This window comes from Pseudoalteromonas caenipelagi, from assembly GCF_013140855.1.
In the GTDB taxonomy this organism is placed as follows: domain Bacteria; phylum Pseudomonadota; class Gammaproteobacteria; order Enterobacterales; family Alteromonadaceae; genus Pseudoalteromonas; species Pseudoalteromonas caenipelagi.
On record NZ_JABBPG010000002.1, the window covers coordinates 602227 to 616618 of the forward strand.

At 39.6% G+C, this 14392-nt stretch carries 12 protein-coding genes; 7 read left to right on the forward strand and 5 right to left on the reverse strand.

Going from position 1 to position 14392, the window contains the following annotated elements:
* Positions 1 to 123: 123 nt before the first annotated feature.
* Complete coding sequence (locus HG263_RS07375) at positions 124 to 1719, forward strand: AbgT family transporter (RefSeq protein ID WP_171625424.1); 1596 nt, start codon at positions 124 to 126, stop codon at positions 1717 to 1719.
* A 195-nt stretch (positions 1720 to 1914) separates the two neighbouring features.
* Entirely contained in the window at positions 1915 to 2550 is a 636-nt protein-coding gene (locus HG263_RS07380; protein ID WP_171625425.1) for a glutathione S-transferase family protein, read from the forward strand.
* 49 nt (positions 2551 to 2599) lie between these two features.
* Here the strand turns inward: HG263_RS07380 and HG263_RS07385 are convergent, their stop codons facing one another.
* The 3 genes from HG263_RS07385 to HG263_RS07395 form a co-directional block, all read right to left on the reverse strand.
* Positions 2600 to 3052 (reverse strand): DMT family transporter, encoded by a 453-nt coding sequence (locus HG263_RS07385; RefSeq protein ID WP_171625426.1) that lies wholly within the window; start codon positions 3050 to 3052, stop codon positions 2600 to 2602.
* A gap of 1 nt (position 3053) precedes the next feature.
* The gene (locus tag HG263_RS07390) at positions 3054 to 3701 is read right to left on the reverse strand and encodes an NAD(P)H-dependent oxidoreductase (RefSeq protein WP_171625427.1); all 648 of its coding nucleotides are present in this window, start codon (positions 3699 to 3701) and stop codon (positions 3054 to 3056) included.
* A 65-nt stretch (positions 3702 to 3766) separates the two neighbouring features.
* Positions 3767 to 4369 carry a Crp/Fnr family transcriptional regulator gene (locus HG263_RS07395; protein ID WP_171625428.1) on the reverse strand — a complete coding sequence of 201 codons (603 nt, stop codon included), beginning with the start codon at positions 4367 to 4369 and terminating at the stop codon, positions 3767 to 3769.
* Positions 4370 to 4483: 114 nt separating this feature from the next.
* Here HG263_RS07395 and zapE point away from each other — a divergent pair, with 114 nt between their 5' ends.
* The 4 genes from zapE to HG263_RS07415 all read left to right on the forward strand — a co-directional run bounded on the left by zapE (position 4484) and on the right by HG263_RS07415 (position 8400).
* On the forward strand, positions 4484 to 5551 hold the full coding sequence (gene zapE / locus HG263_RS07400) for a cell division protein ZapE (RefSeq protein WP_171625429.1): 1068 nt from the start codon (positions 4484 to 4486) through the stop codon (positions 5549 to 5551).
* A gap of 87 nt (positions 5552 to 5638) precedes the next feature.
* Positions 5639 to 6115 carry an NYN domain-containing protein gene (locus HG263_RS07405; protein WP_171625430.1) on the forward strand — a complete coding sequence of 159 codons (477 nt, stop codon included), beginning with the start codon at positions 5639 to 5641 and terminating at the stop codon, positions 6113 to 6115.
* Positions 6116 to 6183: 68 nt separating this feature from the next.
* Positions 6184 to 6576, forward strand: a complete 393-nt coding sequence (locus tag HG263_RS07410; RefSeq protein WP_171625431.1) for a hypothetical protein — start codon at positions 6184 to 6186, stop codon at positions 6574 to 6576.
* A gap of 612 nt (positions 6577 to 7188) precedes the next feature.
* On the forward strand, positions 7189 to 8400 hold the full coding sequence (locus HG263_RS07415) for a tyrosine-type recombinase/integrase (RefSeq protein ID WP_171625432.1): 1212 nt from the start codon (positions 7189 to 7191) through the stop codon (positions 8398 to 8400).
* A 55-nt stretch (positions 8401 to 8455) separates the two neighbouring features.
* Here the strand turns inward: HG263_RS07415 and ydiJ are convergent, their stop codons facing one another.
* Positions 8456 to 11503: a D-2-hydroxyglutarate dehydrogenase YdiJ gene (ydiJ, locus tag HG263_RS07420; RefSeq protein WP_171625433.1), complete on the reverse strand. Its 3048-nt coding sequence runs from the start codon at positions 11501 to 11503 to the stop codon at positions 8456 to 8458.
* 145 nt (positions 11504 to 11648) lie between these two features.
* Here ydiJ and HG263_RS07425 point away from each other — a divergent pair, with 145 nt between their 5' ends.
* The gene (locus HG263_RS07425) at positions 11649 to 11852 is read left to right on the forward strand and encodes a PGPGW domain-containing protein (protein WP_171625434.1); all 204 of its coding nucleotides are present in this window, start codon (positions 11649 to 11651) and stop codon (positions 11850 to 11852) included.
* Between the two features lie 41 nt (positions 11853 to 11893).
* Here HG263_RS07425 and ppsA read toward each other — a convergent pair whose 3' ends face one another.
* The gene (gene ppsA / locus HG263_RS07430; protein WP_171625435.1) at positions 11894 to 14269 is read right to left on the reverse strand and encodes a phosphoenolpyruvate synthase; all 2376 of its coding nucleotides are present in this window, start codon (positions 14267 to 14269) and stop codon (positions 11894 to 11896) included.
* Positions 14270 to 14392 lie beyond the last annotated feature (123 nt).

The following is a 14392-nucleotide window of genomic DNA, read 5'->3' on the forward strand; positions in this document are numbered from 1 at the left end:
GGCGTTTTACCGGATTAAGGCGAATCATTTTGTCTTGCTAAAGTGACTGGCTAACGAATCTTTGTGATAGTAACGCTAAAAAATGGTAAATTATCGCGAATTTTTAGAATTAGAGATTAAGCTATGTCAAATGTTGTAGAGACACAAGCCGATAATCAGCAGGATAATAAAGGTTGGTTTAACCGATTTTTAGCGACTGTTGAATTTTTAGGGAATATGTTACCCCACCCTATCACCCTATTTGCAATGTTCTGTATTGCTATTGTTTTATTTAGCGGTATTGCAGATTGGATGGGGTTAAGTGCCATAGATCCGCGACCGGAAGGTGCCAAAGGTAGAGACCCTGACGGTATTATTGAAGTAGTCAGTTTATTAAGTGCCGAAGGGTTACAAAAAATTGTCACCGGGCTTGTTACTAATTTTACTGGGTTTGCGCCACTTGGTACGGTGCTAGTTGCCTTATTAGGCGTAAGTGTTGCAGAGCACTCTGGGTTATTATCAGCTGCAATGCGTGGCATGGTGATGGGCGCTTCAAAACGTTTAGTGACGTTTATGGTGGTATTTGCGGCAATATTGTCAAATACCGCTTCTGAACTCGGTTATGTGGTGTTGATCCCACTTGCAGCAATGATTTTCCATAGTTTAGGACGTCATCCACTGGCGGGTTTAGCTGCTGCATTTGCTGGGGTCTCAGGTGGATATAGTGCAAATCTATTGCTTGGGACAATAGATCCGCTACTTGCGGGCATTACAACGCCAGCTGCACAAATGATAGACCCATCATATCAAGTCGGTCCCGAAGCTAATTGGTACTTTATGATGGTGTCGGTGTTTTTAATCGCCATTGTTGGCACATTGGTAACTGAAAAAATCGTCGAACCGCGACTTGGAAAATATAACCCAAATGAAGCGAGTATAGATTTGGGTGAAAATAATATTGAGCACTTGTCGGCACAAGAAAAGTCGGGCTTAAAGTGGGCTGGCATTACGCTTCTAATCGTATCGATTTTACTTGCTCTGACAATTGTGCCTGAAAATGGCATATTGCGTCACCCTGAAACAGGCCTCGTAGCCGGTTCTCCATTTTTAAAGGGAATCGTGGTATTTATCTTTGTGACATTTGCCATACCTGGCTTTGTTTATGGCCGCGTGGTTGGGACCATGAAAAATGACCGCGACGTGATAAACGCGATGAGTAAATCCATGAGCTCAATGGGCATGTACATTGTATTGGTGTTTTTTGCAGCGCAGTTTGTGGCATTCTTTAAATGGACTAACTTAGGTACTATTTTGGCAATCAATGGTGCAGCACTGCTTACAGCACTTAACCTTACTGGCCCAGAAGTGTTCGTGTTATTTATATTTATGTGTGCGATTGTAAATTTGAGCTTAGGATCATCCTCGGCACAATGGGCTGTAACTGCGCCGATATTTGTACCGATGTTAATGCTGGTAGGATATGCGCCTGAAACGATTCAAGCAGCCTACAGAATTGGTGATTCTGTGACAAATTTAATCACACCGATGATGAGCTATTTTGGCCTGATACTCGCGGTTGCAACAAAATATAAGAAGGATATGGGAATTGGTACACTCGTTGCTACTATGCTGCCTTACAGCATGTTCTTCTTTGTTGGCTGGGTGCTACTATTTTATATCTGGGTATTTGGATTTGGGTTACCTGTTGGGCCAAATTCACCGATATATTACACACCGTAAAGGTAAAGAGCGCCGACTTATGTCGGCGTTTTTAATTAAGGTGGTAAGTATACAGGTACAATAAACTATAATATATTGACATAATAGTAAAAATCAATTTGTTAAATAGAGGATGCTCACCTACAGTTCTATAGAACCCGCCAAAAAAGGAGCTTAGGTTTCTAATGAAACTTTAACCGATCGTAAAGGTAGTTTATGTACACACTTTTTTATTACCCTCGAAACGCTAGCCTTGCGCCGCATTTTGTCTTGAAAGCACTTGGCGTTCCATTTCAGCTTGAGCTTGTTGACCGCAAGAAAGTTGTTCAAAAATCAGCTCAATATTTGAAAATAAATCCAACAGGCAGAATACCTACGTTAGTAGATGATGATTTTGTACTATTTGAAAGCGCAGCAATTTGTTTATATTTGTGTGAAAAACACCCAGAAAGTCATTTGATACCTATCGAGCCAAAAGCAAAAGCAGAGTTTTATCAATGGCTAATGTATTTAACAACAACCGTGCAAAATGAATTAATGGTTTACTTCTATCCTGAGCGGCATACTCAGAGTGCGATTATGTACGATGATATAGTTAACACGCAACAGTCTAGGATAAGTGAGTGTCTGGGGATATTGAACAAGTACATAGGCGACAACACATACATGGTAAATAACCAATTTACAGTGTGCGATTGTTATATGTTTATGCTGTGTATATGGGCAGATGAGTTGAAAAAACCACCACTGGGCTTTGCTAACCTCAACCGCTACCTAAAAGGGCTTGCGAAACATCCTGCAATCAAGGCGGTTTGCGAAGCCGAGCAAACTGATTTATCAGTATACAAATAAGACGCTATGCATCATGGGGTTGGTGTTGTACCCCATGAAAGTATTATAATTATGTCGCGCTAAAGTCTTTATTTACAAGTACTAGTCCTATAATCATGGCAGTAATTCCCGCTAGTTTTTGTAATGAGATGCTGGCCTGAGGCACGCTAAACCAACCAAAATGCGATATTAACATTGCCATTAGAAGCTGGCCGCTAAGTACAAACGACATTAAATTACCGACCCCCATTTTCGGAATTAAAAAATAACACAACCCTACGCCTGCTGCGCTTAAAACCCCGCCGACTCCCCATAGATACCAAGGAACAGAAGTCACAAGCTTTGCGCTTGGTGCGCTGTTATTAGAAACGCTCAGAGCAATCAATGAGAAGAATGCACTAAACGTAAAAGCACAGACTGTGGCCAAAATTGGATTTCTTAACAAGCTACCCAGTTGTGCGTTCATGCTTGCTTGTAGCGCAATTGCCGCGCCCGCAAAAAATGCGAGTATAGTAAACGTCATATCACTCTACCTTAATAACGAGGTCTTCGATTGGTTTTCTGACCTTGTTTACGTGCGCAACATAATCTAAAGGATGCCGATAGCCAATTGGGCATGCGATAACTGTTTTGAGCTTAGCTTGATCTAGCTTTAAAATCTGATCATATTTAGCTTTATCTATACCACCCACTGGACATGCATCTACTTTCAAAGATGCTGCAGAGAGTAATAAAGTGCTCAATGCGATATACGCTTGCTCGGAGGCCCATTGATACTGTTGTTGTACATCAAATCCTGATACGGCACTCAACATAGTTTGTTTCATTGCGCTGAGCTTTTTACCGATTAGGTCGGTATGCAGCGAGTATCTAAGGATGTACTGCTCAACCATTGTGGTTATTGAACTCATATCCGCGGATAAAATAAGCAAATGACTATTTTGTGCTATTTTTTCTTGGCCGTAGCTGGCTTCGACTAATTTATTTTTTATCTCATTATCAGTGATAACGAGTAGCTTGTAAGGCTGTAAACCAAAAGATGACGGGCTTAATCGAGTGTCTTTTAAGATTTGATTTAATTTGGCATCACTGACAATTTCATCGGAAAAGCGGCGAACTGCGTATCTCCATTGTAGCATCGGTTGAAGGTGAGTAAATGATTCTGCTTGCATAAGTCTCTCTACATCTAAGTAATCTTAAATGCAGCATAATCACTCAGCGCTCGCAGTTCATTTACCTATGTAAATGAACGCGAGGTCTTTAACGATTTTCTTATTCTACTTAACTGGGTGGCACTAATTCCTAGGTGTGACGCTAAGTGATATTGAGGAATTTGTTCAACTAAAGAAGCATTTTGCTGCAAAAACAACAGATACCTCTCTGTTGCATCTTGCTGAATTAAGCAAATTTCGCGTTGGTCTTTCTCAAGCAACCAATTTTTTTCAAGGTACTTAATTTGAAAGCGCATTAGCTCATGGTTATCGAATAAGACCTCACGATAAGCTTTAAAATTGATTAATAATACCTCGCAGTTTTGCAAGCACTGTATGCCCTGCTCGACGGCTTTTTTTTGATGCAACGCACTCATTATACCGGGAAACTCACCGGCGCAAAAAAAGCGCTTGTTGTACTCATGACCTTGATGGTCGCAGGCAAATAGTCTAACTATGCCACGGTTTATAAAAGCAAAACTGTTAGGCAATTCCCCATAAGGATAGATGTATTGATCTTTTTTATAGGTGCTTTTAGTACACAGGGAGACTATTTGCTGCCATGTTGTTGGCGATATGGGAGAATAGCCTTCCATAACGTTGCGTAGCATTTTTAGTGCGTCAGACATTTAAACTCCGTTTTACACGCTGGAAATATTCAAAACTATTTTACTCGGCGGTAATATACTGCTTGGTGGATTATATCCAATACTTCAAAACACCCTAAATAATTTTAAGGTTTTATGCGCGAACAATATCAACAACTTTTACGCTCGGGTGAACTGAGCTTTGACTCTAAACAGGAATATGCGGTCGAGATACTAGAACGACTACATCAGCAATTAATAGATGGTTTGCCATCTTGTGGTGTCTATTTATATGGGCCAGTTGGGCGTGGTAAAACCATGCTTATGGATATGTTTTTCAATTCTTTGGAAGGTGTATCTAAACAGCGCTTACACTTTCACCACTTCATGAAAAAGGTCCATAATCAGCTTAATTGCATTCAAGGTCAAAGTAATCCATTAGCCCATATAGCAGCGCAATGGGCACTACATGCAAAAGTGCTGTGTTTTGATGAGTTTTTCGTTACTGACATTGGTGATGCAATAATAATGGCACGGCTATTTGATGCGTTATTTGCCCATGGCGTGGTCCTTGTTGCTACCTCAAATTGTCATCCATCAGAGCTATACAAAAACGGCTTACAACGAGATAGATTTTTGCCCACCATCGATTTACTTGAAACCCATTGTAAGGTGGTAAGTGTCAATGGCGACACTGATCACCGATTCACAAAAGGGCTTATTAGTAATCACTATTTTGTGAATGAGCCTACAGCCTTCTTTAATGCTTTTGCTCAACAAGGTGGCGAGCAAATTAGTTCGAGTATCGAATTATTCAATCGCAAAATAAATATATTAGGACAAGGCAAAAGCGTTATTGCTTTTGATTTTATGAGCTTATGCTCAGCGCCTCGTGCCACTGCCGACTACATTGAGTTAGCGAAAGACTATCCAGCACTTTTCATTGCAAACATTCCAAAAATGGGCGAACGGATTGAGCATAATCACGCAGTACAAGGTATAGAAGATGGCTATCAGCGTAGCGGCTCAGTACATGACTCATATCATCTGGATGATCACGCTAGACGATTTATTGCTTTAGTAGATGAATGTTATGAGCAGCGCTGCATTGTTGTGATTTCTTCGCCTGTTGATATCAATGATCTATACGTAGGAAAGCGTCTTGCTTTTGAGTTTGAAAGAACAAAAAGCAGGTTAGTAGAAATGCAGCATTGGTCATTTTAAATCAGTGATATAACAAAATAGCTGCACTGCTAGTATGGATGGGTTATGTGAGCTAGTATGGTGGTTTTCGCACAAAAGATACGATTCATGAAAAAAATCGCTTTATTCGTAGACGTACAAAATATCTACTATACCTGTAAACAATCGCTAGGCTTTAATTTTAACTACAACGCTTTTTGGGCTGAAGCTCAGCAATTAGGTGAAATAGAATATGCCTTTGCATATGCAACTTATCGTGGTGACGACAAGCAAACTCAGTTTCAAAATATATTGCGTGCGATTGGATTTGAAGTAAAGCTCAAGCCCTATATTGTTCGCAGCGATGGTTCAAAAAAAGGCGATTGGGATGTTGGGATCACCATCGATATGATGGAAGCCGCGAAGCATGTTGATGAAGTGATTTTACTCTCAGGGGATGGTGATTTTGCAATTTTATTAGCGCATTTACGTAATCGTTATCAAGTATCAAGCAAAGTATATGGGGCCGAAAAGCTAACGGCCCAACTACTTATAGAAAGCTGTGACGAATTTATCCCTATTGACGAGCGGTTGTTGCTTACCTAAAACCTTTAAAATTTAATAAATATACGCTACGCTACGCTAAACTTAAAATTTTATTGTTAAGGAAAAACATGAAAATCAACTTGTTACAGGGTGCATTCATTTCACTTTTGGCTTTCCCCTCTTTTGCAGGAAATGATGTTTATGCTGTGGTCGATGAATTAAATATTCGCTCACACTCTTCAAATAATGATCATCAGATATATTTTAGGGCGAAATCTATATCCGACAGTTCGCAATATGCTCCATGTATTGTCGATAAGGCATCAATGGTATGGCGTTTAGATATCACGTCTCCTGTAGCGAAGTATCAATATGAATTATTACTTGAGTCTTATAAACATCAACGCCCCGTTCGTTTACTAGGACAAAGTGATGTTTGTGCGGAACAAAATATTGATTCAGATGTTATTTTTGAGATTAGCCCTTGGGGCTGGTCTGAATTGTCAAACGATGAAAAATAATCTACTACGGTGGTATTGACTAAAATAAAGATTATTTTAGTCAATCAATTTATAGGAGCACCACCGATTTTATATTTGGTATATCGATAACCTAATTGTTGGTTACATATAAACTAATCGAAAGGCTCGCGTGGTCAGCGAATAAAAAATATTTTAAATCCATGCTTATTGTGTGTATAGGTGTAATCGTTTTTCTTAGGCTTTCAATCTTATAATAGTTATTTTTATACTTTAATATTAAATAGAATTTAATATGCCGAGCTCTTCATATTGAACTTTTTCAAAATTTTTATTCAACCTAATTAACCCTATCACTAGTTCACACGAATTAAGTACGTTTAATAGGCTTATCTTCAATTAATTCACAAGCTAATCTATTCCATCAAATTTTGATATTGTTTCGGGGGGTATATAACTAATTTTTATAAAAGGTGCTGTAATCTCTATTTGTGTTTAAATTGTCTTTTTATATCAGGTATTACATAGATTTTTAACACTAGATATCATTAAAAATGAAGTTTTCGGTATTAAAAATAGTTCAATTAAGTTTGTAAAAACTAGATAACTCTTTATACTAGGCTTAAAGCATTTCAGTATCGGACTTAATAACCCATGTTGGTACCACTGGTTGATACATTTAAGCAGCTCCGTTATCAAATAGCACATTTAGAAGATGCAACGTTACCTCAAGAGTATCCTGAGCTTGACGCGTATTTATCGCGTGTTGCCAAAATAATTCCACAAGCATTAACGGATCTGAGCTTTTTATATCAGTTTCTTTATGTTTACGGTCGAAAGTCTGAAGCTACATTTAATCGTTTTAGGAATGAGTTAGAACGATTTCATTTGTGGGCTTGGAATATAAAGCAATTATCGGTTTTTGAATTGAAACGGGATGATATCGAAGCGTATGTAGATTTTATGGCGCAGCCAGAGCATACTTGGTGCTCTGATTCTGTACAATGGCGGTTTAAAGAAAATCAAGGTATTAGATTAGTTAATAAAAACTGGCGTCCTTTTACCACAAAAGAACAGGCAGTTAGTCAACAAACTCTGGCTGCTATGTTTACCGCCTTAAATGTATTTTACAAATTCGCCATTCTTGAAGAAAAAACAAGCACTAATTTTGTGCCTGTTGTAAAGAAAAATAGCCCTTACCTCGTAGTTGAATCACAGATTAAACTTCCCGACACTTTAAGTAATTTACAGTGGGAATATGTTTTAGGTGTCACCAAAGACAAGTGCTCGGAATTTCCAGATCTTGAGAGAAATTTATTTACGCTTGCATGTTTAAAGGGATTATATTTAAGAATTTCAGAATTATCTGAGAGGCAACAATGGTCTCCGGTAATGAGTCATTTTTGGCAAGATCCAGATGGTTTTTGGTATTTACGTATTATGGGCAAAGGTAATAAGCTTCGTGATGTTACTCTCAGTGAAGACTTTATCGAGTACCTAAAGCGATATCGAATTTATCGTGGGTTATCACCGCTTCCAAGGGTGGATGAACCCTACCCAATCGTTCATAAATTGCGCGGAAAAGGCGGTATGAATGTGAGACAATTACGCCGAATTGTTCAACAAAGCTTTGATTTAGCAGTAGAATCTTTAAATAAAGATGGTTTTTCTGATGAAGCGGAACAACTAAAAGCCGCCACTGCGCATTGGTTACGTCACACTGGTGCTACACATGATGCCCTACACCGCCCTTTAAAGCACCTATCTGAAGATCTTGGCCATGCGAAGATTGCTACAACGGACCAAATTTACATACAAACAAATATTAAAGATAGAGCTAAGTCAGGTTCTAAGCGTAAATTATGATTATGTTAAAAAGGCCCTAACTTTATTTAATTAGGGCAAACTTACCTATTATTATTTATATTGAGCGAGCAATAAATTCTAATGGGTGCATCGGTTTTTTATTTTCATAACGTTTAACTTGGCTTCTACACGAAAAACCTGTTGCTAGCAATTTTTCTGGTTCTGTTGAATCAACATGCTTTTGCCAGGACATCTCGTAAAGTGCACGTGAATTTTCTTGGTTTTGAATTTCGTGCCCGTATGTACCTGCCATACCACAACACCCTGTTGCTGGCGTTTTGAGCTTTAAACCTAACCGAGAAAAAATCGTTTTCCAAACATTTACAGCACTGGGAAGTGCGGTCGTTTCTGTGCAATGGGCAAGTAATGTGTATTCTTCACCTGTTGGTACATTTAATACGATATTTGACCAGTCTTGATCTTTTAGCCATTCGTGAGCAAGCTCAACATGAAACCCCAACTCATTGGTATTTAAGATCTGTTTATATTCATCTCTGTATACCATTACTAAAGATGCATCTACACCTATCATCGGAATTTTATATTCAGCCAGATCAGATAAAAATGACGTTGCGTGTTCGGCGGTTTTCGCAAACTCCTTCAAAAACCCTTTTACATGTTGTGCCTTTCCGTTTGGTACAAAAGGTAGCAGTATCGGACTTTTGTTCAATGCTTGTATTACATCAACCAATGACGCAACAAGTTCTGCTTCATAGTAACTTGTGAATGGATCTTGAACTATGAATACACAGTTTGCCCTTTCTTCTTCGCTCATTTTATCTAGTTTGCTTTGGTCAAAATCAAACTCTGATTTGAGTCTAGATTGTAAACTTGGGACACTTAGTTGCGGCGTGTCCACATAGCCAAATACTTTTTTAATTACGTGAGCGACAAACGTGTTGGCCACAACGGGATTAACAAAAGTAGCAAGCTTAGACAGAAAAGGTGCCATTGTTTCGATGTTAGCTACTAAATAATCTTTTAATGGGCGGTTATATCTGCTGTGATAAAAATTCAAAAACCGTGAACGGAAACTTGGTACATCAACCTTAATTGGACATGCTGTGGTACACGCTTTACAGGCTAAGCATTCATCCATTGATTCTTTTACTTCATGATTAAAGTCGTAAGCCCCTTTGCGTTTACTTTGTGTATGTCTAAAACGTTCCCACCAAGTAACATTGTTTTCTTTTTGTATAAGCTGTTTTTCAGTTGCTAACAAGTCTGTACCAGCATCCTCTTGGAGCCTTAACCACTCACGGATAAGACTTGCCCTACCTTTTGGAGAGTGGCGACGATCTTTTGTTACTTTATATGATGGACACATTGGAGATGCTTCATCATAGTTAAAACAAAGTCCATTGCCATTACAGTTCATGGCGTTTTCGAAACTGTCCCGCACTTCAATGGCGATACGTTTATCGAACCACGCTCGTTTTTGGTCATCAACACTGACTAGTGAGTCTTCACTTTCAAAAGGTGTACATATTTTACCGGGGTTTAATCTGTTGTCTTTATCGAAAAGAGTTTTAATCTTGCGAAGTTCAGAGAATAATTGTGCGCCAAAAAATTCAGGTCCATATTCACTGCGGTAACCTTTACCGTGCTCTCCCCACATAAGGCCGCCATATTTTGCGGTGAGTGCTACCACTTTATCTGATATTTCTCGAAGTAATCGCTCTTGCTCTGGGTCACACATATCCAATGCTGGACGAACATGTAAAACACCTGCATCAACATGGCCAAACATACCGTAATGCAGGCCGTGTGAATCTAGCAGTTGTCGAAATTCAACAATAAAGTCTGCTAAATTTTCAGGTGGAACGGCGGTGTCTTCTGCAAATGCGAGCGGTTTTTGTTTTCCTTTGGTATTACCTAACAAGCCAACTGATTTTTTACGCATGGCATAAATTTTTAGAATATCATCTTTGTTGTTGGTCAACTGATATCCTATTACACCTGCTTGTTTGTTTTTAATGAGAGTGTCTAGCTTTTTACAAAGAGCATTGATCTTGTCATCCATTTCATCCGCAGTTTCACCATTAAACTCGACCATATTCAGGCCCTGCATTTCAATACCTGGAACATCAGTAATTAAGTCCGATACTGAGTGCCAAATAATGTCTTCTCTAGCAAGATTAAGAACTTTACTGTCAACGGTTTCAACAGAAGTAGCTTGCGCTTGTACTAAAAATGGTGAGTTACGCAGTGCAGAATCGAAACTATCGTATTTGATATTGATCAGCGTTTTGTAAGGCGCTATTGGTGTTATATTAAGTTTCGCTTCTGCAACAACACCTAGCGAGCCTTCAGAGCCGGTAATTATTCTTGAGAGGTCAAAATTCTCAAGTTTAGAGTCGAATACGTTTTCTAAATCATAGCCAGTAAGAAAACGGTTTAAACGTGGAAATTTCTCTAAAATGAGCGCGCGATTTTGTTCGCAAGATGCTAATACTTGCTTATAAATTTGCGCGACGCGATTGTCCTGCTGCGCAATGAGGTGCGCTTTTTCGGTAGCAATTTTACTGGTACTTAATTGTGTACCATCTACTAGGTAGGTTGTAAGACCTAAAACATGATCGCTGGTTTTTCCGTAGACCAACGAACCTTGACCAGAGGCATCGGTATTTATCATACCACCAATGGTTGCACGGTTACTTGTTGATAAATCGGGAGAAAAGAAAAAGCCATATGGTCGTAAATAATCATTTAGCTGGTCTTTTATCACACCAGCTTGAACTCTTACCCATTTTTCTTCCACATTAATCTCAATGATTTCTCGCATGTAACGAGATAAGTCGATAACGATCCCTGGGGTTAACGACTGACCATTTGTGCCAGTACCACCGCCTCGCGGACCAAAAGTTAAGGATAAAAATGGGTCTTGTGCTGCACACTGTAACGCAGTTTGAATATCTTTGTTATTTTTGGGGAATATGACAGCTTGTGGCACATTTTGATAAATGCTGTTATCAGTGGAGTTGACTAAACGGGTTGCATAACTCGTATCGGTGTCACCCAAAAAACAGGCTTTTTTTATCGTATCTAAATAGTCGTTAAGTAATTCGTTGGCTGTATCTTGCTGACTTATATTGGCAATCATGGCAGTAATAATTTATTGCTTTGGCGGTATTGTATCATGTAGAAAGATTTAAAAAATTGAGAAATTTAATCTTTGTTACATATTAACGCAACTTCTACACATCAATTGCACTATAGTAAGCGAATGGCACTTTATGGAGTATGTTATGAAAAAGTTTCTAGTTCTCGCTTTAGGGGCTGTGTTTGTTTTGTTTGCGCTCGTTTTTGCGATCGTACCCGGACCTTCGATTGTCTTTTTGTTAGCCGCGTTAGTTTGTTTTTCGATTTATTATCCAAAGGCTCGAGATCTTTTAAAAATAGTACAAAAGATTTTTAAACGCGCTTGTTACCGCTTAGACGGTATAAAATAAAAAGGCCGACTTTGTAGTCGGCCTTTTTCTAACAAATAAGCTTAGTTTTTTAGCTTATCAGCTAGATATAACCAAGTTTCAAGTACTGTATCAGGATTGAGTGATACAGAATCAATACCCTGATCTACTAACCAAGCTGCAAAATCTTCGTGATCTGATGGACCTTGACCACAAATACCAACATATTTGCCTTTTGCTTTCGCAGTTTGAATCGCCATAGATAGTAGCTTTTTAATCGCTGGGTTACGCTCATCGAACAAATGAGCAATCAAACCAGAATCACGGTCAAGACCAAGCGTAAGCTGAGTTAAGTCATTAGAGCCGATTGAAAATCCGTCGAAATATTCTAAGAATTCGTCAGCTAATAATGCATTTGATGGCAATTCGCACATCATGATAACTTTTAGACCGTTCTCACCACGCTTAAGGCCATGTTGTTCAAGCAAATCAATAACTTGAGCCGCTTCTTCTAAAGTACGAACGAATGGGATCATAACTTCTACGTTTGTTAAACCCATGCTGTTTCTTACACGTTTGATGGCTTCACACTCTAACGCAAAGCACTCACGAAAGTCTTCAGAAATGTATCGAGACGCACCGCGGAAACCAATCATTGGGTTTTCTTCTTCTGGCTCATATTGCTGGCCGCCAACTAGGTTTGCATATTCGTTAGACTTAAAGTCAGACATACGAACAATCACGCGCTCTGGAGCAAACGCACAACCTAGAGTTGAAATACCTTCAACAAGCTTGGCAATGTAAAATTCCACAGGAGATTCATAGCCGGCAATAATGTCTTTGATTTCAGCTTGTAAATCAGCAGGCTGAGTATCGAAATTAATAAGCGCTTTAGGGTGAACACCAATCATACGGTTAATGATAAACTCTAAGCGAGCAAGACCAATACCTGCATGTGGCAATCTGGCAAAGTCAAATGCCCTGTCTGGGTTACCAACATTCATCATGATTTTCATTGGTAGATCAGGCATCTCGTCTACGCGTGAAGAAATGACTTCAAATTCAAGTTCACCTTCGTAGATATAGCCTGTATCACCTTCGGCGCACGATACAGTTACTTTTTGGTTATTAGTGATGAGATCTGTCGCATTACCACAACCTACTACAGCTGGGATACCTAATTCACGGGCGATAATTGCCGCGTGACAAGTACGGCCACCACGGTTTGTAACGATAGCTGCCGCGCGTTTCATGATTGGTTCCCAATCTGGGTCAGTCATATCAGTAACCAGTACGTCACCTTGTTGCACTTTGTCCATTTCATCAATGGAATTAAGAACACGTACAACGCCAGAGCCAATCTTATGACCGATAGCACGCCCTTCTGCGATGACGTTTGAATGCGCATTTAGTTGGAATCGCTCCATAACGTTCGCATCTTCATTTGAGCGAACGGTTTCAGGGCGAGCCTGAACAATATAGAGTTTGCCATCGTTACCATCTTTAGCCCACTCGATGTCCATTGGACGACCATAGTGTTTTTCGATGATTACAGCTTGTTTCGCTAATTCTTGAACTTCTTCGTCAGTAATTGAGAATTGTGCAGACTTAGCTGGGTCCATATCAACGATTTCAACTTGTTTGCCGTGAGACTCATCACTTGAATAAATCATTTGGATAGCTTTTGAGCCGATATTGCGGCGTACAACTGCTGGTAGGCCTTTAGCTAGTGTAGGCTTATGTACATAGAACTCATCTGGATTAACAGCACCTTGAACAACCATCTCACCAAGGCCATAACTTGATGTTACAAACACTACGTCTTCGAATCCAGACTCGGTATCGATACTAAACATAACACCTGAAGAGGCTTTATCAGAGCGAACCATGCGTTGAACACCCGCTGATAACGCAACACCTCGGTGGTCATAACCTTGGTGAACACGGTATGAAATTGCGCGGTCATTAAACAGTGACGCAAATACGTGTTTGATTGCGACCATGACGGCGTCAATACCACGTACATTCAGGAAAGTTTCTTGTTGACCTGCAAATGATGCATCAGGCATATCTTCCGCAGTAGCAGATGAACGAACCGCAAAAGAAACGTCAGAACTAGTATCACCGTGAAGTGTGTTGTATGCGTCGCGAATTGCTTTGTCTAGGGTTGGCTGAAATGGAGTATCGATAATCCATTGTCTAATATCGGCGCCTACTTTGGCGAGGGTGTTGACGTCATCGACATCAAGGGTATCTAGTATGGTGTGGATCTTTTCGTTGAGACCTGATTGGTCTAGGAATTCATTGAAGGCTTCAGCTGTTGTTGCGAATCCTCCTGGAACTTGTACACCAGCGTTTGATAAATTAGATATCATTTCACCAAGAGAGGCATTTTTACCACCAACTCGAGGCACGTCTTGCATACCTAACTCTTGATACCAGAGAACGTAGTCTTGCACGGAACTGTCTCCAAAAACAAATTGTAATAAATGTGAGAGATTGTTTGACCTTTTATTGAGGTCAAGGGCATTCTACACTGGTAAGCACGCCTACGTAAACCGCGTTGGGCTAAATTCAGCTAA